Here is a 21,602-nt window from a genome sequence, read left to right as displayed (position 1 = left end):
CGTGATCGCCCGGCTCCGCCAGACTGTTCCCATGACCCGAATTCTGCTTGCCCTCGTCCTTGTCCTCGGCCTTGCCGGCTGTGGCTTCCACCTGCGCAACAAGTTGATGCTGCCGACCGACACCGCGCCGGTGAAGGTGGTCTCCACCGCGCCCTACAGCGAGCTGGTCAAGCTGTTGAACCGCAGCCTGCTGGCGTCCGGTGCGAAGCTGGCCGACGAGGACAGCACGGATCCGGCGGCACAGCTGCAGGTGCTGTCCGAGCGCTGGGGTGACCTGCCCATCGCCATCGACGCACAGGGCCGCGCACAGGAATACAGCCTGCGCTATGCGGTCATCTTCATCTTCCGCCGCGAGGACGGCAGCGAGCTGGTGCCGCAGCAGGTGATCGAACTGTCGCGCGACTACGTGTCGCCGCCGACCGACGCCACCGGTACCACCACCGAACGCGAGATCCTGGCCGACGAGCTGCGCCGGGAAATGTCCGCCTCGATCATCCGCCGCATCGACAGCGTGGTGCGTGCCGAGCTGGAACGCGGCGGCAGCCTGTCCGCACCGAAGCCGTCCCTGTCGACCGATGGCGAACCGGCCACCGTGCCGGCGCAGGTCAAGCCCTGAGCTGCCGCATACGATGGAACTGCGACCGGAACAGCTGGCCAGCCAGGGCGGTGACACCGCCCTGGCGCCGGTGTACCTGATCGCCGGCCCGGAAACCCTGCGCGTGCTGGAAGCCGCCGATGCGGTGCGCGCCCGCGCCCGTGCCAGCGGCGTGGACGAGCGCGAGGTGTTCGACGCCGACGGCCGCGATTTCGACTGGAACCAGCTTGATGCCAGCTTCAACGCGCCGAGCCTGTTCAGTGCGCGGCGCCTGGTGGAAGTGCGCCTGCCCAGCGGCAAGCCGGGCAAGGACGGCGCCGAAGTCATCAGCCGGTTCTGCGCCGACCCGGCGCCGGACGTGGTGCTGCTGATCACCGCCAACGAATGGAGCAAGGCCCACCAGGGCAAGTGGGCCGAGGCGGTCAACCGCGTCGGCGTGCTGTCGGTGGCCTGGGCGATCAAGCCGCATGAGCTGCCGGACTGGATCGAACGCCGCCTGCGCAGCAAGGGCCTGCGCGCCGATGGCGCAGCGGTGCAGCGCCTGGCCGAACGCGTGGAAGGCAACCTGCTGGCCGCCGCGCAGGAAATCGACAAGCTGGCCCTGCTGGCCGACGGCCAGCCGCTGGACGTGGAACGGATGGAATCGCTGGTGGCCGACGCCGCCCGCTACGACGTGTTCCGTCTGGTCGAAGCAACGTTCTCGGGCCAGCCGCAGGCGGTGCTGCGCATGCTGGCCGGCCTGCGTGGCGAAGGCGAGGCCGTGGCCGCGCTGATGCCGATCGTGATCCGCGAGCTGCTGGCCGGTGCCGGCCTGGCGCGGGTGCAGGCCCGTGGCGGCAACCTGGCTGCCGAAATGAAATCGCGCGGCATCTGGGAATCGCGGCAGGCGCCGTACAAGCGCGCGCTGCAGCGGCACCCTGAGGGCAAGCGCTGGGAGCGCTTCGTGGCCGAGGCGGGCCTGGTCGACCGCATCGCCAAGGGCCGCGCCGACGGTGACGCCTGGCTGGCGCTGGAGCGGCTGCTGGTGGCGGTGGCCGAAGCCCGCGCCGTGCGCCTGCTCGCGCGCGCCTGAGTGATGAGCCTGCGGATCTACTACGGCGGCACCTTCGATCCGGTGCACCTGGGCCATCTGGCCATCGCGCGCGCCGCACGCGACGAACTGCAGGTGGCCGTGCGCATGTTGCCGGCCGCCGACCCGCCGCACCGCGCGGCCCCGGGCGCCACCGCCGAACAACGCTGCCGCATGCTGTCGCTGGCCATCGGTGACGAGCCCGGCCTGCTGCTGGACCGCCGCGAGCTGGACCGGGCCGCACGTGATCCCGGCCGCCCGTCCTATACCGTGGACACCCTGCGCGAGCTGCGCGCCGAACTCGGCCCGAGCCGGCCGCTGGCCTGGCTGGTGGGTGCCGACAGCCTGCTGGCCCTGCCGGCCTGGCATGAATGGCAGGCGCTGTTCGGCCTGGCCCATTTCATCGTGGCCGAGCGCCCGGGCAGCCCCCTGCGCGATGCCGTCGCCGGCGAGCTCGGCCAGGCCCTGGAGGGCCGGTGGGCCGACAACGAGCAGTCGCTGTTCGCCAGCCCGGCCGGGCGCGTGCTGCGCCTGCACCAGCCCCTGCGCGGTGAATCGGCCAGCGCCGTCCGTACCCAGATCGCCGCCGCCGGGCCCTGGCGGGCCATGCTGCCGCCGGCGGTGGCCGACTACGTGGCCGACCAGCGCCTGTACCGGCCCGATACGCCCTGAATGCATGCCGTGAATGGCGCAGGCGCGCCATGCCCGTATAATCGCCCCCACGTTTATCGAGTCGATCCACTTTGAGCAACCAGACCCAGCCCCAGACCATCAAGGTCGATCTGCCCAGCCCGCCGCCCTCCGTGCCGGAACTGCTGGCCAGCGTCCGCCAAGCCACCGAAGACCTGAAGGCCAAGGACCTGGTCGAGATCGACGTGCGCGGCCGGTCCAGCGTGGCCGACTACATGATCGTCGTTTCGGGCACCTCGACCCGCCACGTCAAGTCGATCGCCGATGAAGTCGTGCGCTTCGCCAAGAACATCGACGTGATGCCGCTGGGCGTGGAAGGCGAGCGCGAAGCCGAGTGGGTGCTGGTCGACCTGGGCGACGTCATCGTCCACGTCATGCTGCCGCGCGTGCGCGAGTTCTACGCGCTCGAGCGCCTGTGGACGGTTGGCGACCAGCCGCCGCCGAGCGACGACGACGAAGTGGCCTGAGCCACGGCGTTGCTGTACCCCTTCGACGGCGCCGATGGCGCCGTCGACGTTTTGGAGATGCCATCGATGAAAGCGCGCCTGATCGCCACCGGTGAACGCGCACCCAGCTGGGTCGCGCAGGGCTTTGCCGAGTACCAGAAACGGCTGTCGCACTGGTTGCCGTTCGAGCTGGTGGAAATCGAGCCGGGCCTGCGTGGCAAGGGGCGCGATGCGCGCCGCGCCACCGAGGATGAAGGCAAGCGGGTGATTGCCGCGCTGCCGAAGAACGCCTACGTGGTGGCACTGGATGTGCCGGGCCGCCAGCTCAGTTCCGAACAGCTGGCGCAGCGCCTCGAGCATTGGCGCGGGCAGGGCAGGGACCTCGCCTTCCTGATCGGTGGCCCCGAAGGCCACTCGCCGGAAGTGTCCGCGCTGGCCGATGAAAAGTGGTCGATCGGACCGCTCACGCTGCCGCACATGCTGGTGCGCCTGGTGGTGGCCGAGCAGCTGTATCGCGCGGCGGCAATGATTGCCAATCACCCCTACCATCGCGCGTGAAGAGTGGTTATACTAGTCGTCTGCCCGAATAGCTCAGCCGGTTAGAGCACTTGACTGTTAATCAGGGGGTCGTTGGTTCGAGTCCAACTTCGGGCGCCACCTTTGAAAACCCGCATCGCGAGATGCGGGTTTTTTTTTGTGTCGACTGTCCGGCGCTGAGATCCCTGTAGAGCCGAACCCACGTTCGGCTGCTCTGCTTCATGACCGCAGCCGAGCATGGCTCGGCTCTACAAGGCGAAGCAGCCGAGCATGGCTCCGGTCTACAGATCCCGCAAAAAACAAAGGCCCGGGCAGTTGCCCGGGCCTTTGCAGGTGACGCGCCTTCGATTACTTGAAGGTGTACTTGGCGCCGACGGTGAAGTAACGGCCAATGGCGCCGCTGAAGTGCAGCGGGTTGTAGTTGACCGCACCGTAGGTGCTGGGGTCGAGCGGAGCGATGCGATCGAACACGTTCTGCACCGATGCGTTCAGTTCGAAGGCTTCGGTGATGTTCCAGCGGCCGGACAGATCGAAGGTGGTGAAGGAGGAGATCTTCTCGACCGGCGAACCATCTTCATAGAAGGCCAGGTAGTCGCCACCGCGGCGGTCCTTGTTCTCCATGCTGTCGATGTAGTTCACCACGCCGCTGACGCTCCACGGGCCCTGCTTCCAGGTGGTGCCGAAGTTGATCTTGTCCTGCGGCGTACCGATGCAGTTGGTCACGTCGCAGTTGCCGTGGGTGCCGACGTAATCGACGGTGGTGTCACCCTCGGTACGTTCGAACTTCAGGATGTGGCTCCACTGCAGGTCCATCTCCAGCTGGCCCGGACCGAGGTCGAAGGTCTGGCGCACGTCGGTGTCGATACCGCGGACACGCGAGGAGTTGGCGTTCACGTAGGCCGTGTTGACCGCCAGGATCGTGCCGCTGTTGAGCACGCCACCGATGTTGTTGGAGTCACGCAGCACGTTGCCGGCGGCGATGGCGTCGGCGGTGCTGCCCTGCGCGATTTCGTTGGTGCGCTTGATTTCCCAGGCGTCAACGGTCATCGAGGTGCTGGAGGTCGGCTGCAGCACGATACCCACCGAGTAGCTCTTGGACTCTTCCGGCTTCAGGTCCTTGTTCGGGCGGGTGATGATCGCCACCGAGCGCGCGGTGCACTCGTTGGCCGGATCGATGGCGCAACGCACCGGATCGCGTGCGTTGGAGAAGGCGGCCAGGCCACCGTCACCGTTCTCGGCCGGGTTCGGCGCGCGGAAGCCTTCGGCGTAGCTGGCGCGCAGGGCGATCCAGTCGGCCGGGGTCCACTTCACGCCCAGCTTCGGCGTGGCCTTGCCTTCACCGCTTTCGTACTTGTCGTAACGCACGGCGCCGGACAGTTCCAGCGATTCCAGCACCGGCGCGGACAGTTCGGCGTAGCCGGCGTACACGTTCTGGGTGCCGTCATAGGCCGAGTAGCCCAGGCCGATGATCTGGCCAACGTCGGTGAACGTCTGCGGGGTCAGGCTGTTGCTGGTCTTGCGCCACTCGGTACCGAAGGCCAGGCCCAGCGGGCCGCCCTTCAGGTCCATCAGGCTGCGCGAGATGGTGAAGTCGAACATGTCCAGGCTGGACTTGGCGCGGGCGCTGATGGTCGGGCTGATCGCATCGTAGACCGACTGCGGCGTCTGCGACGCGTTGTCGCCGATGCGCCAGGTGCCGTACGGGCAGGCCGGGTTGCCCAGCACGCAGCGCACGGCGTCGTAGTTCAGGAAGCCGGTGCGCTTGTTGACCAGGTCGGTGCCCGAATGCAGGTAGGCGGTGTCGTAGCTCCACTCACCCCAGTTGCCCTTGGCACCCACCAGGAAGCGGTTGAACTCATTGGTGTTGTCGGTCACGCGCGGGCCCACGTCCCAGGCGCTGTAGCGCAGGCGCGCAGCGTAGGGCAGCGGGTTGTCCGGGTGGCCGGCATACAGCATGGTTGCGCCCGGGCCGCTGTTGGCGTTGACCGGGCCGCCCGGGTAACCCCAGCCGCCGGACACGCCGGACGGCGTGTTGCTGAAGATGGTTTCCTTCTTCGAGTAGCCGATCTCGGTGTAGATCTCACCACCTTCACCGAAGGCGAAGCTGGCACGACCGAACACGTTGACGTACTTCTCTTCCGGGCTCAGGTCGCGGTACAGCTGTGCCGGATCCCACAGGCAACCCTGTGCCTGGGCGGTGGCATCGGTCTGGCCCGGGATGGTGCTCAGGCCCGCACAACCGGGCAGGGCGACCAGGTGGCCGGTGTTGTCGAACACCGAGCCGTTCGGGCCGGTGCCGCCGGCCGTGCCGCCGGACAGGTAGGCGCCGCCCAGGAACTGCGCATCGGCGGCATCGTAGCCCCAGCGGCGGATGTCGCCGGTGCCGATCCACTTGCGGTTCTTGCGGTCGCTGATCTGGATGCGGTCGGTCTTGCCGACGTCCAGGCTGAAGAAGGCGTTCCAGCCATCGCTGGCGAGGTCGCCGGTACCGGCGGTCAGGGTGGCCTTCTTGGCATCGCCGTCGCCATCGCCGGACACGCCGTAGGAACCACGCAGGATCGCGCCCTGGAAGTCGCTGCGCAGGATGATGTTGACCACGCCGGCGATCGCGTCGGAACCGTAGATGGCCGAGGCGCCGTCCTTCAGCACTTCCACGCGCTCGACGGCGTCAAGCGGGATGGTGCTGAGGTCGGTGAACACCTTCTGGCCGTCGTCGGCCAGGCCATAGGTCGCCATGCGGCGGCCGTTCAACAGCACCAGCGTCGAGCCGGCGCCCAGGCCGCGCAGCGAAATGCCCGCGCCGCCACCGGCGAAGCCGTTGCCGAAGGTCTTGGGAATGGAGCCGGCGCCGTCGGCGGTCAGCGTCTGCAGGTATTCGGCGACCGTGGTCTTGCCGGTGCGGTCGATTTCCTGGCGGGTCACCACCTGCACCGGGGACGGCGTTTCGGTGTTGGTGCGCGGGATGTTCGAACCGGTGACCGTGATGCGGTCAAGGTTGGTGGCCTGTTCCTGTGCGAAGGCAGAGGAGGAGACCGCGGCGCCGGCCAGCAGCAGGGTGCCGCCAGCGAGGATATGGGTGATGGAAGTTGCCAGGTGGTTTTGGCGGCGGCTGGCGGGCCGTTGGATCGGGTGTTTCACAGCTTCTCTCCTGACTGGAAAACTCGAGCATTGAGGGCTGTCACCCGGTGTGCCCCGGGGACACATCAATCTAGGTTTCTGGCAGGTGACGACGGTGTGAAGTTTTACTGAATTCGTAACGATCTTTCGACCAAAGCGAAATGTTTTGGCGTGAACGGCTATTGACGGGGTGCAGGTGGTGCGTATGGCCGGCCCGGCAGTGCGCCGGGCCGGCACAAGCCTTACTGCGGCAGGGAGAACTGCACCGGCACCATGCCGATGGCCGCTACCGCCTGGCCATCACGCTCGGCCGGCACGAAGCGCCAGTGGCGCAGGACCTGCTGCCGGGCCGCCTGGTCCAGGCTGCGCGAGCCACTGCTGCGCTCGATGCTGACATCCACCGGCTGGCCGCTGGGGTCCACCTCGACCCGCAGCAGGACGGTGCCCTGTTCGTGGTTGCGCACGGCCTGCACCGGGTAGGCCGGCGGCGGGGCGCTGCGGTACTGCAGCTGCACCCCGGCCATCGGCGTGGAGGGCGCCACGCTAGGCACCGCCTGTACCGGTGCCGGTTCGGCGGCGGGCAGGATGATGCCCTGGGCTTCTTCCAGCGTTGCGGTCGGGGTGGGCAGGGGCGGGACGACCGTCGGCGTGGTCTTCGGCTTGGGGTCGACCTTCACCTGGACCAGCTCCGGCGGCACCGGGGTCGGCTCCGGCGGTTTCGGTTGCTCCTTGGGGATCAGCCTGACTTCGGTACTGTCGCGGGGAAGGGCGGTGATGGCCTGGTAGGTTGCCGGGATGAGCAGCAACAGGAAGGCCAGCAGGTGCAGGGCAATGGCCGCGCTCCAGGCGGCGACGCGGGCGGGATCGAACTGCAGCGGTACAACGGGATACGTACGAACCATGGTCCACCTCCATGCCAGTGACGAAGTCCTCAACGCACCAGGGCCGCCATCGGGGTTGCCGCACGCGGCTGGCAGTCAATCATTAGCGCCGGCGCCCGGCCACTGCCTAGAGGCAGGGTCACTGCCGTTGGGCTGGCCTTCATGAAGGGGTAGCGTCGGGCCATGCCCGGCGGGAGAAGACGCGCCGCTGCGCTCGCGGGGCGCGGCCCCGCGCTACCCATGTGGCGGCCTCCGCGCGAGGCATCTGCCGGTAGCGTCGGGCCATGCCCGGCGGGAGAAGGCGCGCCGCTGCGCTCGCGGGGCACGGCCCCGCGCTACCCATGTGGCGGCCTCCGCGCGAGGCATCTGCCGGTAGCGCCGGGCCATGCCCGGCGGGAGAAGACGCGCCGCTGCGCTCGCGGGGCACGGCCCCGCGCTACCCATGTGCCAGCACCGTGCGACCCATCTGCCGGTAGGGCCGGGCCATGCCCGGCGGGAGAAGACGCGCCGCTGCGCTCGCGGGGCACGGCCCCGCGCTACCCGGGCGCGGGCGATCAGCGGCCCAGTTCGAACACCACGTCCAGGTTCACCGACACGGTCGATTCACCGGGCGCGACCGGGGTGGCCTTGTCCATCGCCGCACCGGCGGCCATGGCCCGCATCATCGGCATCGGGCGGAAGCCGCCGTTGCTGTTCTCGGAAATGCTGACGATGCGGCGCACCTGCAGGCCCAGCGACGTCGCATAGGTCTGGGCGCGGGCCTGGGCCTTCTTCAGCGCGGCCAGGCGGGCTTCGTCATAGACCGGCTCGGGCTGGTCGATCTCGAACTGCGGGCCATTGATCTGGTTGGCGCCCTGGGCGGCCAGGGCATCGAGCACCTTGCCCAGCTTGGCGATGTCGCGCACCTTCAGGCTGACCGTGTTGCTGGCCTGGTAGCCGGTGATCTTCGGCGCTTCGTTGTCGGCATAGCGGTACTGGGGGTTCAGGCTGACGCCGCTGGTCTGCACGTCGCGCTCGGCGATGCCGGCGGCCTTGATCGCGGCCAGCACCTTGTCCATCTGCTGGGCGTTCTGGCGCATGGCGCTGTTGCCGTCGGCGGCCTGGGTGACCACGCCGGCCGACAGGGTGGCCACGTCCGGCACGCGGGTGGCCTCGGCATTGGCCGAGATGTTCAGCAGGGTGCCTTCGGCCGCGGCGGCGATCGACGGCGACGACGGGGCGGCGTGGGCGGTCATCGAGGCTCCAAGAGCGAGGGACAGGGCGAGCAGCAGCGGGGTGACGGTGCGGCGCATGGGATCTCCTTGTTGTGGCGGTGAGGGTGGTGTCGTAGCGATGAACGCGCTGTGAGTCCGTTCGGGGTTTGAGGCGTGCCGGGCGGGGTTGCCGACGATTCAGGCAGCGCCCTCAGGTTATGCTGTGCCGATGCTCTATCTTGCTTCCCGCTCCCCCCGACGCAACCAGCTGCTGGCCCGACTCGGACGCCCCTTCCAGGCCCTCGACCTGGAGGTGTCCGAGGTGCGCGCGGCTGCCGAAAGCGCCGAACACTATGTATGCCGCGTGGCGGCCGACAAGGCGCGCGCCGGTCTGGCCGCGGTGCTGGCCAGCGACCCGCAGGCGCGGGTGCTGGGCTCGGATACCGAGGTCGTGCTCGACGGCGAGGTGTTCGGCAAGCCGGCCGATGCGGCCGACGCGCGGGCGATGCTGGCACGGCTGGCCGGGCGCACCCACCAGGTGATGACGGCCGTGGTGGTGGTGGGCGCTGGCGGGCTGGACAGTGAACTGGTCGTTTCCGAGGTCACCTTCGCCACGATCAGCGCGGCCGACATCGCCGCCTACGTGGCCACCGGCGAGCCGCTGGACAAGGCCGGTGCCTACGCCATCCAGGGAGGCGCCGAGCGCTGGATCGAACACCTTTCCGGCAGCTACTCCGGCGTGATGGGGTTGCCGCTGCTTCATACCGATCGTCTGCTGGCGCGCTGCGGCGTGCCGGCCCCCATTGCCGATGCCGCCAGGGAGGCTGCCGATGTCTGAGGAAATCCTGGTCAATGTGACCCCGCGCGAGACCCGGGTCGCGGTGATCGAGAACGGCATGCTGCAGGAGCTGCACATCGAACGCGGCTGGCGCCGCGGCGTGGTCGGCAACATCTACAAGGGCAAGGTGCAGCGGGTCATGCCCGGCATGCAGGCGGCCTTCGTCGAGGTGGGCCTGGAGCGCGCCGCGTTCCTGCACGCCAACGACGTGGTGCGGCCGGCCCCGGTGGCCAGCGCCGACACCGAGCACACCACCCTGCCGCCGCCGTCCAGCGTGCCCATCGTCGAGCTGCTGCGCGACGGCCAGGACATCGTGGTGCAGGTGGTGAAGGACCCGATCGGCACCAAGGGCGCCCGCCTGACCACCCAGATCAGCATTCCGTCCCGCTACATGGTGCTGCTGCCGCAGTCCAAGGTGGTGGGCGTGTCGGCGCGCATCGAGGATGAAGGCGAGCGCGCGCGGCTGAAGGCGCTGGTGACCGAGCTGTCGGCCCAGCATGGTGGCTATGGCTACATCGTGCGCACCAATGCCGAAGGGCAGCCGGCCGAGGCCATCGCCGAGGACGTGGCCTACCTGGCGCGCGTCTGGAACGTGGTCGAACGGCGGGGCCGCGAAGCCCCTTCGTGCAGCAACATCTATGAAGACCTGAGCCTGCCGCTGCGTTCGGTGCGCGACCTCATCCGCAAGGACGTGGACAAGGTGAAGGTCGACTCGAAGGAAACCTTCGCCCAGCTGCAGGCCTTCGTGGCCAAATACATGCCGGTGCTGGCCGAGAAGCTGGAGCTGTACTCGGGCGACCGGCCGATCTTCGACATGTTCGGGGTGGAGGACGAGATCGGCCGCGCGCTGGACAAGCAGGTGCCGCTGAAGTCCGGCGGCTACCTGGTCATCGACCAGACCGAGGCGATGACCACCATCGACGTGAACACCGGCTCGTTCCTTGGCCAGCGCAACCTGGAAGAGACCGTGTTCCGCACCAACCTGGAGGCCGCGCAGGCGGTGGCCAGGCAGCTGCGGCTGCGCAACCTGGGCGGCATCATCATCATCGACTTCATCGACATGGATGACGCCGAGCACCGCCGCCAGGTGCTGCGCACGCTGGAAAAGGCTTTGGCCCGCGACCACGCCAAGACCACGGTGTACGACTTCTCGCCGCTGGGCCTGGTCGAGATGACCCGCAAGCGCACCGTGGAAAGCCTGGAACGGCAATTGTCGGAGACCTGCCCGCAGTGCAGCGGGCGAGGCTCGATCAAGACCACCGAGACGGTGACCTACGAGATCTTCCGCGAGATCACCCGCGCGGTGCGCCAGTTCGAAGCGGCGCGCCTGCTGGTGATCGCCTCGACCAAGGTCGTGGCGCGCATCACCGACGAGGAGTCGGCGGCGGTGGCCGAGCTGGAGGAGTTCCTCGGCAAGAGCATCCGCTTCCAGGCCGATGAGCAGTACCTGCAGGAGCAGTTCGATGTCGTCCTGCTCTGAAGCATGCGGGCCGGGCATCGGTCGAGGCCGATGAGCGCGCCGCCGCGCCTGCGACTGCGAAGGATCCGCCGTCATCTCGTTGCTGCATGCGCGGTCGGTCTGGTCGTGCTGGCGCTGCTGGTGGGTACGCTCAGCCAGCTGCTGCCGTTGGCCGAGCGCCATCCCCAGGCCATTGCGGCCTGGCTGAGCGAGCGCGCCGGGCAACCGGTGCGCTTCGAACAACTGGACACCGCCTGGACCCGCCGTGGCCCGCTGCTGCAGCTCAAGGGCCTGCGCATCGGCGCCGGGCAGGGGCTGGCCATCGGCGAGGCCGAAGTACTGGTGTCGATGTACAGCGGCCTGCTGCCGGGCCGTTCGCTGACCGAACTGCGCCTGCGCGGCCTGGCCCTGGACCTGCAGCAGGCCAGCGATGGCCGCTGGTCGGTGCGAGGGCTGCCGCAATCCAGCAGCGGTGATCCGCTGGATGCGCTGCGCCGGCTGGGCGAACTGCAGGTGATCGGTGGCCGCCTGGGCGTGCATGCGCCCGGCCTGGGCGTGGATGCCACGCTGCCGCGCATCGACCTGCGCCTGCGCGTGGATGGCGACCGCCTGCGGGTGGGCGTGCGCGCCTGGGCGCAGACCGATGCGCTGCCGCTGACGGCGGTGCTGGACCTGGACCGCCGCCACGGCAACGGCCAGGCATGGCTGGGTGCCGACCCGGTCGATTTCCATGCGTGGTCGCCGCTGCTGGCGGCCGGCGGCGTGCGCCTGCGCGAGGGCAAGGGCGAACTCAACCTGTGGCTGGCCCTGCGCGATTTCGCGCCGGTGGCCTTGACCACCGATTCGGACCTGCGCGAGGTGCGCATCGATGGCGCGCCGCTGCCGGGGATGACCACGCCGGGCCTGCAGCTGCAGCGCGTGCAGGCCCGCCTGCGCTGGCAGCGCCAGGGCGACGGCTGGGCGCTGCAGGTGCCGCGCCTGCGCCTGCAGGCCGGGCCGGACCAGCAACAACTCGATGGCCTGCAGGTGCAGGTGGGCAAGCAGCTGCGGATCAGCAGCGGGGCGGTGCAGGCCGGTACCGCGCTGCGCGCGCTGGCCCTGAGTGACCGCCTGGAACCGGGCCTGCGGCGCTGGCTGTACCTGTCCAGGCCGCAACTGGACGTGCAGGCGCTGCAGTTGCAGGGCGAGCGCGACGGCCCGCTGTGGGCGCAGGGTGAGCTGCAGGCGCTGGGTTTTGCCAGCGTCGGCGATGCCCCCGGGGTTCGAGGCCTGGGCGGACGCTTCGAAGGCGATGCCGATGGTTTCAGCCTGCAGCTGAAGCCGCAGCAGGAACTGCAGTTCGACTGGCCGACCGGCTTCGGCGAGCGCCACGACCTGCACCTGGCCGGGCAGATCGTCGGCTGGCGCGATGAAGCCGGTGGCTGGCGCATCGGCACGCCTGCCATGCGGGTGGAGGGCACCAATTATGCGGCCGACGTGCGGGGCGGGGTCTGGTTCCAGGGCGATGGCACGCGGCCGTGGCTGCAGCTGGCCGCCAAGCTGGACGATGTGCCGATGACCGCCGCCAAGCGGTTCTGGATCCATTCCAAGATGAGCAAGGGCGCCACCGACTGGCTGGATGCCGCCCTGGTCGGCGGCCAGGTGCGCGGCGGCATCGGCCTGGTCAGCGGTGACCTGGACGACTGGCCGTTCGACAACAACGATGGCCGCTTCGAGGCCACCGGCCACATCAGCAACGGCGACATCCGCTTCCAGCACGACTGGCCGCTGATGGGCCAGGTCGACGCCGACATCGCCTTCATCGGCCCCGGTTTCCACATGCAGGGCCGTGGTGACCTGGCCGGCGTGGCGGTGCAGAAGTTCGAGGCCGGCATCGAGGATTTCGGCCATGCGCCGCTGTATGTGCGTGCCGACAGCCAGAGCGAGGCGGGGCGGCTGCTGGCGATGCTGCGGCAGAGTGGCCTGCACAAGGATTACGGCGACACCCTGGACAATCTCGTGGCCAGCGGACCGGCCAACGTGCACTTCGACCTGCTGCAGCCGCTGCACCACGACGAAAGCGGCGGGCACCTGCAGGGCACGGTGGACCTGGCCGGCGTGAAGCTGGTGGACAAGCGCTTCGATCTGGAATTCGACGCCATGCAGGGCCAGGCGCGCTACGGCAGCGGTGGTTTCGCCGCCGAGGACCTGGCGGTGCGGCACCTGGGCCAGGACGGCCGCCTGAGCCTGCGCGCCGGCGGCTACGTGCGCGATCCCGCGCGGGCCTTTGAATCGGAACTGGCCGCACGCCTGGATGCCAAGGTGCTGATTGACCGTGCGCCGGAAATGGCCTGGTTGAAACCCTATCTCGAGGGCACCTCGGCCTGGACCATTGCGGTCAACCTGCCCAAGGTGGCGCCCGGTGCGCCGGCCCCGCCGAGCGAACTGCGCCTGCATTCGGACCTGGTGGGCACCCGCCTGGACCTGCCGGCGCCGCTGGACAAGCCGGCCGCCGATGCGCTGGCGACCACGGTGTCGGCGCAGCTGCCGATGGGCGATGGCCGCATCGACGTGGCCTTCGGCCAGCGCCTGGCGCTGGCGGCGCGCACCCACAACAACCAGACCGGCGTGCAGGTGACGATGGGCAGCGACCGCGTCGACCGCGATCCGCCGCCCAGCGGGCTGGCCATCAACGGCCGCAGCCCGACCCTGGACGCGCTGGAATGGATCGGCCTGGCGCGTGGCGCCGGTGGCGATGGCGACCCGATGCCGCTGCGCGCGGTGGACGTGCAGGTCGGCAGGCTGATGCTGATCGGCGGCATCTTCGAACAGACCCGCCTGCAGCTGCGGCCGGGCGCGCAGGCGCTGGACGTGCGCCTGGACGGCCCGTCGCTGGCCGGTCGCCTGAGCGTCCCCAATGCCGATGGCGGCACCATCAGCGGCCAGCTCGACCGTGTGCACTGGCAGTCCTCGCCGGCAGCGCCCGGGGCGGACACCGGCGCGGCACCGGCGCGGCCGCAGACCGGTGCCGATGACATGGACCCGGCCAAGCTGCCGCCGTTCGCACTGGACATCGCCGACCTGACATTCGGCAAGGTGGTGCTGGGCCAGGCCGTGCTGCGCACGCGCCCGCTGGGCAACGGCCTGAACGTGGACACCCTGCGCTTCCGCGCGCCGGACCAGGAGATCGACATCACCGGCCGCTGGCTGGGCAAGGGCGAGGGCGCACGCACCGAACTGACCGCAAAGGTGCGTAGCCAGGACCTCGGCGGGCTGATGCAGAACCTGGATTACGCCGGCCAGCTGCGCGGCGGCTCCGGCCAGGCGCAGCTGCAGGCCGCGTGGGCCGGCGGGCCGTCCGATTTCCAGCTGGGCAACCTGCAGGGCACGCTCGACATCGACGCACGCAACGGCCAGCTGCTGGAACTGGATCCCGGTGCCGGCCGCGTGCTGGGCCTGCTCAGCGTGGCCCAGCTGCCGCGTCGCCTGATGTTCGATTTCCGCGATTTCTTCTCCAAGGGCTTTGCGTTCAACCACATTGAAGGCGGCATGCAGTTCGCCGATGGCATGGCGCGCACGGACAAGGTGCTGATCGAAGGCCCGGCGGCCAACATCACCATCCGCGGCCAGACCGACCTGCGCCAGCAGCAGTTCGACCAGACCATCGACGTCAACCCGCGCGCCGGCAACCTGCTGACCGTGGTCGGCGCGGTGGCCGGCGGCCCGGTGGGCGCCGCGCTGGGTGCGGCCACCAATGCGGTATTGTCCAAGCCTCTGGGCGAGATCGGCGCCCGCACCTACCGGGTCACCGGCCCGTGGAAGGAGCCCAAGGTGGAGGTGATCGAACGCAGCCGCGACCGCCCCCCGGCCCCGCCGCGCGCCCCTGCACCGGCCCCGGCGGTGCCGCCGACCGTCACCGACCTGCCGCGCCCGCGCTGAGCGTCGCGGCCTCTGTTCATCCGGCGGCCTTGCCTGGCCGCCTCCAGACCCCCAGATCGAGACCATGACTGATAACGCACTGACGCTTGCCCAGGACCGCCTGTTGCGCCCCGGCGGCCTGGACACCGCTGGCCTGGAGCGCACCTTCGGCCAGCTGCTCGGCCCCGGCGTCGACTTCGGCGACCTGTATTTCCAGCATGCCCGGCGCGAAAGCTGGAGCGTGGAAGACGGCATCGTCAAGGACGGCGCCCATTCGATCGAGCAGGGCGTGGGCGTGCGCGCCATCGCCGGCGAGAAGACCGGCTTCGCCTATTCCGATGACATCCATGCCGATGCGCTGCTGACCGCTGCGCAGTCGGCCCGCGCGATCTCCCGCGAAGGCGGCGCCCAGGCCGGGCGTTCGCTGCTGCGTGGCAACGCGCGCGCGCTGTACCCGACGCTGGACCCGATCGACAGCCTGGGCAACGAGGCCAAGGTCGAGGTGCTCAAGCGCCTGGACGGCTACCTGCGCGCCGCCGACCCGCGGGTGAAGCAGGTGATGGTGAGCCTGTCCGGTGGCGTGGATACCGTGCTGGTGGCCCGCACCGACGGCGTGCTGGGTGCCGACGTGCGCCCGCTGGTGCGCCTGAACGTGCAGGTGATCGTCGAGCAGAACGGCCGCCGTGAATCGGGCTACGCCGGCGGCGGTGGTCGCTATGGGTATGCCGAACTCTTTGCCGACGGCCGCCCCGAGGCCTTCGCCCGCGAGGCCCTGCGCCAGGCGCTGGTGAACCTGGAAGCCGTACCGGCCCCGGCCGGGGTGATGCCGGTGGTGCTCGGCCCGGGCTGGCCCGGCGTGCTGCTGCATGAAGCGGTGGGCCATGGCCTGGAAGGCGACTTCAACCGCAAGGGCACCAGCGTCTACGCCGGCCGCATCGGCGAGCGCGTGGCCGCTCCGGGCGTGACCATCGTTGATGACGGCACCCTGGACGGGCGTCGCGGTTCGCTCAACATCGATGACGAGGGCCACCCGAGCCAGTGCACCACGCTGATCGAGGACGGCATCCTGGTCGGCTACATGCAGGACAGCCTCAACGCACGCCTGATGGGCGTGGCCCCTACCGGCAACGGCCGTCGCGAATCGTTCGCGCACCTGACCATGCCGCGCATGACCAACACCTACATGCGTGCCGGCCAGCACGACCCGCAGGAAATGATCCGTTCGGTGAAGAAGGGCCTGTACGCGGTCAACTTCGGCGGCGGCCAGGTCGACATCACCAGTGGCAAGTACGTGTTCTCGGCCACCGAGGCCTACCTGATCGAGGATGGCCGGATCACCGCGCCGGTGAAGGGCGCGACGCTGATCGGCAACGGCCCGGAAACCATGCAGAAGGTGCGCATGGTCGGCAACGATCTGGCCCTGGACGAGGGTGTCGGTATCTGCGGCAAGGACGGCCAGAGTGTCCCGGTGGGTGTCGGCCAGCCCTCGCTGCTGATCGAAGGCATCACTGTCGGCGGTACCCAGGCCTGAGCCGGGCGATGGCCAGCGCCACCGCCCGGGCCGGCGGGGACTCAGTCCTCGTCGGCTTCGTCGGTCTCGACGTCGTCGGCTTCATCGGCCGCGGCCTTCAGGCCCAGCGCGGCCGGCAGCATCAGCGTGCGCAGCACCTGGAAGATCTCGCGGTAGGCGCGCGGCGGCTTGTTCTTCGCCTTCTCGGCCTGCGCGTTGCGCACCAGGGTGCGCAGCTGCTGGCGGTCGGCCTGCGGGTAATCGTCAAGCAGCGCGCCCAGCGCCTTGTCGCCGTCGTTCAGCAGGCGCTCGCGCCAGTCTTCGGCGCGGTGCATCATCGCTACTTCGCGGCGGCCGGTTTCACTGTTGGCGTCCAGCGCGTCGCGGATCGCGTCCAGCGTGGCGTCTTCTTCGCGGCGCATGTGCTTGGCCAGGAACGCCAGCTGCCGCTTGTGGGCGATGTGGGCGGTGATCCGCTTGCACTCGGCGATATGCGGCAGCAGGTCCTCCGGCACCGGCAGGCGCGCCAGCTGGGCCGGGGTCAGCGACACCAGTTTTTCGCCCAGGGCCAGGACATCGAGCGCGTCGCGCCGGTTCTGGCTGCGGCTCTTGTCGTGGAATTCACCGGTTTCTTCGTCGCGTCCGCGCATCGTCCCTACCTGATCTCAAAAAAAGTCGCCCGGCGTGATGCCGGGCCCAACCCGCACAGGATAAAGCATTGAACGTGATCGCCCCTGAAGTGGCCGTCGGCGACGACAGCCCGGCCCGTCTGGAACGCCTGGCCAACCTTTCCCAGCAGCTGCTGGAGCGCGCCCGCGCGCTGGGCGCCAGCCAGGCCGAAGTCAGCTGCAGCGAAGACCGCGGGATGGAAGTGAACGTCCGTCTCGGCGAGGTCGAGACGGTGCAGTCCACCCGCGACCGCGGCATTGCCGTGACCGTGTACTTCGGCCAGCGCAAGGGCAGTGCCAGCACCGCCGACCTGAACGAGGCGAGCCTGGCGGCCACCGTCGAACAGGCCTGCGCGATCGCCCGCCATACCGAGGACGACCCGGCCGCCGGCCTGGCCGACGCCGCGCTGATGGCCCGTGACTTCCCCGATCTGGACAGCTGGCACCCCTGGGCGCTGCAGGCCGACGAGGCGGTGGACCTGGCCCTGGCCTGCGAGGCAGCCGGCCGCGAGGCCGATCCGCGCATCAGCAATTCCGACGGCGCTTCGGTGTCGAGCATGCAGAGTGTCTCGGTCTACGCCAATTCGCACGGCTTCATCGGCCGTGAGCGAGGCACCCACCATTCGGTCGGCTGCGCCCTGATCGCCGGCAGCGGCGATGGCATGCAGCGCGACGGCTGGTACACCGGTGGCCTGGCCCGCCAGGACCTGGAGGCGGCCGACAGCGTGGGCCGCCGCGCCGCCGAGCGCACCGTGTCGAGGCTGCAGCCGCGTTCGCTGCCGACCGGCAGCATGCCGGTGCTGTTCTCCCCGGAGGTGGCCCGCAGCTTGGTCGGCCACCTGCTGTCGGCGGTGTCCGGTGGCGCCCTGTACCGCCAGGCCAGCTTCCTGCTGGACAGCGTGGGCCAGCAGCTGTTCCCGGACTGGATGCAGATCGAGGAACTGCCGCACCTGCGCCGGGGCCTGCGCTCGGCCGCCTTCGACGGCGACGGCGTGGCGACCCGGGCCTCGGCCCTGGTGCGCGATGGCGTGCTGCAGCGCTACGTGCTGGGCAGCTATTCGGCGCGCAAGCTGGGCCTGCAGACCACGGCCAACGCCGGCGGCGTGCACAACCTGCAGCTGGCCGCCAACGCCGGTTCGCTGCAGGAGATCGCGCGGCAGATGGGCGACGGGCTGCTGGTGACCGAGCTGATGGGGCAGGGCGTGAACGGGGTGACCGGTGATTACTCGCGGGGCGCCGGTGGCTTCAAGGTAGAAAACGGGGAGATCCAGTACCCGGTCGACGGCATCACCATCGCCGGCAACCTGCGGGAGATGTTCGCCGCCATCGAGGCCGTCGGCAGCGATGTCGACCCGCGCTCGCACATCCGTACCGGCTCGATCCTGGTCGGGCGGATGACCATCGCCGGTAATGATTGATGCCATTGATGGCGTAAGCTATGGCCGCCTGACGCGGTCGGCCTGCTGCCGGTCGGTCAAGACCACCCAAAAACAAGGAGTTTTGTCGTGAGCGATTTCGAAAACGTGCCGGCCGCGTCCAGCGTGCCGAGCGACCAGCGCACCATGGCGCTGGCCGCGCACCTGCTGGGCATCTTCACCGGTTTCATCGGCGCCCTGATCATCTGGCTCATCAACAAGGATGATGCGGGCAAGGGCTTCGTGACCGACCAGTCCAAGGAAGCGCTGAACTTCCAGATCACCGTTGCCATCGCCGTGCTGGTCTGCGTGATCCTCAGCTTCGTCATCATCGGCGCCATCCTGATGCCGATCGTGTACGTGGCCAACCTGGTCCTGTGCATCATCGCCGCAGTGAAGGCCAACAACGGCGAAACCTACCGTTACCCGTTCACCCTGCGCCTGATCAAGTAAGATCCGCCGCACGTGGACGCGAAAACGCCCGGCAGTGCCGGGCGTTTTTGTGTGCGTCGCCGGTAGCGCCGGGCCACGCCCGGCGAGCGCAAAGCGCGGCTGCTTCAGCGAGCGCGATCAATGATCCCGTTCCACCGCCAGGGTCGCCAGCGCACGCAGTGCGTCTGCCTCTTCGCCATGGCTGGCCAGCACCGACTGCATGCGTGCAGCCAGCGCGCGCAGGTGCGCCTTGGCACCGTCCATGCCCAGCAGTGCCGGGAACGTGCTCTTGTCCTGCGCCTGGTCCTTGCCGGCGGTCTTGCCGAGCTGTTCGGAACTGGCTTCGACATCGAGGATGTCGTCACGCACCTGGAAGGCCAGGCCGAGGGCGTCGGCGAAGTCATCCAGCTGGGCCAGCTGCGCGTCGGGAGCGTGGCCGCACAGCGCACCCATGCGTACCGCCGCGCGGATCAGCGCACCGGTCTTCAGGGCATGCATGCGGGTGAGCGCGGCCAGCGACTGCTGCTGGCCGGTGGCATCGATATCCAGCGCCTGGCCGCCGCACATGCCGGACGCACCGGACGCGTGGGCCAGGGTCTGCAGGCAGGCCACGCGCAGGCTGGCCGCCAGCGGTGCATCGGCCAGCAGGCCGAAGGCGCGTGCCTGCAGGGCATCGCCGGCGAGGATCGCAGTGGCCTCGTCGAAGGCGATGTGGGTGGTGGGCTTGCCACGACGCAGTGCGTCGTCGTCCATCGCCGGCAGGTCGTCATGCACCAGCGAGTACGCGTGGATCATTTCCACCGCCATGGCGGCGGCATCGAGCTGGTCCAGCGGAGCGCCGAACAGCTGGCCGCTGGCATACACCAGCAGCGGGCGCATGCGCTTGCCACCGCCCAGTACCGAATAGCGCATCGCCTGGTGCAGGCGTTGCGGGGCATCGGCAGGCGAGGGCAGGGCGGCGTCGAGCTGGCTTTCGATACGGTCGCGCCAGCGTGCGAACTGCGCTTCAGCCGTCATGGCTGGGCGGATCGAAGGGTTCTGCGGTTTCGGGCTGGGCCGGATCGCTGAGCAGGCGCACGCGCAGTTCGGCCTGCTCCAGCGCCTGCTGGCACTGGCGGTACAGGCCGACGCCGCGTTCGTAAGCACTGAGCGAAGCTTCCAGGCTCAGCTCGCCGGTTTCCATCTGCTCCACCAGGTGTTCCAGCGATTCAAGCGACTGCTCGAACTGGGTGACGGGGGAGGCGTTTTCGGGGGACTTCTTGGCCATGCGACAAGTGTGGACGGCAGCCGCGCGGGGGTCAATTCACCAGCCGCCGGGGCGCCACTGCAGCTGTGCGTCGTGGGCCAGCAGCCACGCCTGCAGCGGCGCGGAAACGACCACGTCGGCAGCGGCCAGCAGCTGCCCGCCGTCGAACAGCAGTGGCAGCTGCGCGCGCCGCCAGGGCGCGAGGTGTTCGCGCTGCAGGCAATCCTTCAGCGCGTGTGAATGGGTACGGCCGGGCAGCAGGATGCGCTCGCCGCCCTGCCGCGTACGCACCTGCAGGGGCCGCTCGAATGCCTCGCAGCCCAGCAGGCGCAGCTGGCCGCCATCGGGCAGCGGGAGCGGTGCGCGGCCATCCCAGGCGGCCCGCCAGTCCGCCGGCAGCACGGGCAGCAGCGCCGGCAGCAGGTAGGCGTGGCCACGCCATTGCTGGATGGCGTGGTCCTGCCAGCGCACCTGTGCCTGGCGATCGCTGGGCGCGTCCAGCAGTTCCTGCTGCAGCTGCCGCAGCACCGTGGCTGGCAGCGGCGCGGCGCCATGCGCGCGCACCCAGGCACGCAGCACGCGGGCACCGCGCGCCGGTGACACCTGGCGCAGCAGTTCCAGTGACAGCACGCGTGGTGCCACTTCCAGGTGGGCGATCAGTTCCGCATCTTCCTCGTCCAGCAACGTGCGGGTCTGCGCGCAGTGCGCGGCACTGCCGGCCAGGGCCGTGGCCGCATGCGGCCAGCGCTGGCGCAGCAACGGAAGGACGTGCAGGCGCAGGAAGTTGCGATCGGCATGGTCCTCGCCGTTGCTGGGGTCTTCGATCCAGCGCAGGGCGTGGTGATGGGCGTAGTCGCGCAGCGCGCTGCGCGCGGTGTGCAGCAGCGGCCGCCACAGGCGGTGGCCGTGCAGGACGCTGTCTTCGGCCATCGCGGCCAGGCCATCGATGCCGGAGCCGCGCAGTGCGCGCAGCAGGAAGGTTTCGGCCTGGTCATCCTGGTGCTGGGCCAGGGCCAGCGTTTCGCCCTCACGCAGTTCAGCGGCGAACGCCGCGCGCCGCGCCTGGCGGGCCGCAGCTTCCAGCCCCAGCCCCGCGCCGGTATCGACCTGCACGGGGTGCACGGCCAGCGCGATGCCCATGGCATCACACTGCTTCTGGCAGTGCTGCACCCAGTCATCGGCGCTGGCCTGCAGGCCGTGATGCACGTGTACCGCCCGCAGCGGCGTGCCGCTGGCCTGTGCGCTTCGTTGCAGCCAGTGCAGCAGCACGGTCGAATCCAGCCCGCCGCTGTAGGCGACCAGCAGGGGGGATTCCAGCGTGACGAGCGTGGGGAAGGTACTCACGGCGGGAAGTATAAGGGGGGGGCTGGCAGGGCTGCGCCCTGCACCCGCCGAAGCAACAGCAACAGCAACAGCAACAGCAACAGCAACAGCAACAGCGGGCTATCCGTGGGTTGGCGGGGTGGGTCCGGTTGAGGGGGACGCCGTAAACCCATCCATGGGGGCTTGGTCGCGCCATCCATGGCGCTCACTGATCTGGCTCCCTGAAAACGGACGCCATGAAGCCGTTTCAGGCGGCAGCCTTGAGCTGCCTGGCATAGGTGTTGGG

At 69.4% G+C, this 21,602-nt stretch carries 18 protein-coding genes and 1 tRNA gene; 12 read left to right on the top strand and 7 right to left on the bottom strand.

Annotated elements, in window-relative coordinates; all coding sequences use genetic code 11:
- The first annotated feature begins 31 nt into the window (after positions 1-31).
- From lptE to QMZ26_RS17270, 6 genes are all read left to right on the top strand, one after another.
- Positions 32-616 (top strand): LPS assembly lipoprotein LptE, encoded by a 585-nt coding sequence (gene lptE, locus QMZ26_RS17295; RefSeq protein ID WP_283222170.1) that lies wholly within the window; start codon positions 32-34, stop codon positions 614-616.
- A gap of 13 nt (positions 617-629) precedes the next feature.
- The gene (holA, locus tag QMZ26_RS17290; protein ID WP_079222690.1) at positions 630-1,667 is read left to right on the top strand and encodes a DNA polymerase III subunit delta; all 1,038 of its coding nucleotides are present in this window, start codon (positions 630-632) and stop codon (positions 1,665-1,667) included.
- A 3-nt stretch (positions 1,668-1,670) separates the two neighbouring features.
- Positions 1,671-2,336 (top strand): nicotinate-nucleotide adenylyltransferase, encoded by a 666-nt coding sequence (gene nadD, locus QMZ26_RS17285; protein WP_079222689.1) that lies wholly within the window; start codon positions 1,671-1,673, stop codon positions 2,334-2,336.
- A gap of 71 nt (positions 2,337-2,407) precedes the next feature.
- On the top strand, positions 2,408-2,821 hold the full coding sequence (rsfS, locus tag QMZ26_RS17280) for a ribosome silencing factor (protein WP_079222688.1): 414 nt from the start codon (positions 2,408-2,410) through the stop codon (positions 2,819-2,821).
- Positions 2,822-2,887: 66 nt separating this feature from the next.
- Positions 2,888-3,358: a 23S rRNA (pseudouridine(1915)-N(3))-methyltransferase RlmH gene (rlmH, locus tag QMZ26_RS17275; RefSeq protein ID WP_079222687.1), complete on the top strand. Its 471-nt coding sequence runs from the start codon at positions 2,888-2,890 to the stop codon at positions 3,356-3,358.
- A gap of 22 nt (positions 3,359-3,380) precedes the next feature.
- Positions 3,381-3,457: transfer RNA gene (locus QMZ26_RS17270), tRNA-Asn, on the top strand.
- 228 nt (positions 3,458-3,685) lie between these two features.
- Here the strand turns inward: QMZ26_RS17270 and QMZ26_RS17265 are convergent.
- From QMZ26_RS17265 to QMZ26_RS17255, 3 genes are all read right to left on the bottom strand, one after another.
- Positions 3,686-6,475, bottom strand: coding sequence for a TonB-dependent receptor (locus tag QMZ26_RS17265; protein WP_283222169.1), 2,790 nt, complete (start codon positions 6,473-6,475; stop codon positions 3,686-3,688).
- 221 nt (positions 6,476-6,696) lie between these two features.
- Entirely contained in the window at positions 6,697-7,356 is a 660-nt protein-coding gene (locus tag QMZ26_RS17260; protein ID WP_283222168.1) for an energy transducer TonB, read from the bottom strand.
- Positions 7,357-7,889: 533 nt separating this feature from the next.
- Positions 7,890-8,627 (bottom strand): SIMPL domain-containing protein, encoded by a 738-nt coding sequence (locus QMZ26_RS17255; protein ID WP_079222684.1) that lies wholly within the window; start codon positions 8,625-8,627, stop codon positions 7,890-7,892.
- A 130-nt stretch (positions 8,628-8,757) separates the two neighbouring features.
- Between QMZ26_RS17255 and QMZ26_RS17250 the strand changes: the two genes are divergently transcribed.
- The 4 genes from QMZ26_RS17250 to tldD all read left to right on the top strand — a co-directional run bounded on the left by QMZ26_RS17250 (position 8,758) and on the right by tldD (position 16,253).
- Positions 8,758-9,366 (top strand): Maf family nucleotide pyrophosphatase, encoded by a 609-nt coding sequence (locus QMZ26_RS17250; protein ID WP_283222167.1) that lies wholly within the window; start codon positions 8,758-8,760, stop codon positions 9,364-9,366.
- Positions 9,359-10,846, top strand: a complete 1,488-nt coding sequence (gene rng, locus QMZ26_RS17245) for a ribonuclease G (protein WP_283222166.1) — start codon at positions 9,359-9,361, stop codon at positions 10,844-10,846. Before QMZ26_RS17250 ends, rng begins: the two co-directional genes overlap by 8 nt.
- Before the next feature lie 30 nt (positions 10,847-10,876).
- On the top strand, positions 10,877-14,743 hold the full coding sequence (locus QMZ26_RS17240) for a YhdP family protein (RefSeq protein WP_283222165.1): 3,867 nt from the start codon (positions 10,877-10,879) through the stop codon (positions 14,741-14,743).
- Between the two features lie 64 nt (positions 14,744-14,807).
- Positions 14,808-16,253 carry a metalloprotease TldD gene (gene tldD, locus QMZ26_RS17235; protein ID WP_079222680.1) on the top strand — a complete coding sequence of 482 codons (1,446 nt, stop codon included), beginning with the start codon at positions 14,808-14,810 and terminating at the stop codon, positions 16,251-16,253.
- 41 nt (positions 16,254-16,294) lie between these two features.
- Here tldD and yjgA read toward each other — a convergent pair whose 3' ends face one another.
- The gene (yjgA, locus tag QMZ26_RS17230) at positions 16,295-16,882 is read right to left on the bottom strand and encodes a ribosome biogenesis factor YjgA (protein WP_108758095.1); all 588 of its coding nucleotides are present in this window, start codon (positions 16,880-16,882) and stop codon (positions 16,295-16,297) included.
- 68 nt (positions 16,883-16,950) lie between these two features.
- Here yjgA and pmbA point away from each other — a divergent pair, with 68 nt between their 5' ends.
- Together pmbA and QMZ26_RS17220 are read left to right on the top strand one after the other, a co-directional pair.
- Entirely contained in the window at positions 16,951-18,318 is a 1,368-nt protein-coding gene (gene pmbA / locus QMZ26_RS17225) for a metalloprotease PmbA (protein ID WP_283222164.1), read from the top strand.
- Positions 18,319-18,405: 87 nt separating this feature from the next.
- Entirely contained in the window at positions 18,406-18,768 is a 363-nt protein-coding gene (locus QMZ26_RS17220; RefSeq protein WP_079222677.1) for a DUF4870 domain-containing protein, read from the top strand.
- 117 nt (positions 18,769-18,885) lie between these two features.
- Here QMZ26_RS17220 and QMZ26_RS17215 read toward each other — a convergent pair whose 3' ends face one another.
- Genes QMZ26_RS17215 through tilS form a run of 3 tightly spaced genes read right to left on the bottom strand, consistent with a single transcriptional unit; the run spans position 18,886 to position 21,337 of the window.
- Positions 18,886-19,764 carry a farnesyl diphosphate synthase gene (locus tag QMZ26_RS17215; RefSeq protein WP_283222163.1) on the bottom strand — a complete coding sequence of 293 codons (879 nt, stop codon included), beginning with the start codon at positions 19,762-19,764 and terminating at the stop codon, positions 18,886-18,888.
- Complete coding sequence (locus QMZ26_RS17210) at positions 19,754-20,014, bottom strand: exodeoxyribonuclease VII small subunit (protein WP_283222162.1); 261 nt, start codon at positions 20,012-20,014, stop codon at positions 19,754-19,756. Before QMZ26_RS17210 ends, QMZ26_RS17215 begins: the two co-directional genes overlap by 11 nt.
- A gap of 36 nt (positions 20,015-20,050) precedes the next feature.
- The gene (gene tilS, locus QMZ26_RS17205; protein WP_283222161.1) at positions 20,051-21,337 is read right to left on the bottom strand and encodes a tRNA lysidine(34) synthetase TilS; all 1,287 of its coding nucleotides are present in this window, start codon (positions 21,335-21,337) and stop codon (positions 20,051-20,053) included.
- Positions 21,338-21,602 lie beyond the last annotated feature (265 nt).

The sequence above is a fragment of the Stenotrophomonas sp. PFBMAA-4 genome (assembly GCF_030053215.1).
Lineage (GTDB): Bacteria > Pseudomonadota > Gammaproteobacteria > Xanthomonadales > Xanthomonadaceae > Stenotrophomonas.
Note: the sequence above shows the minus strand (reverse complement) of the source record. Positions and strands in the feature narration are given on the sequence as shown.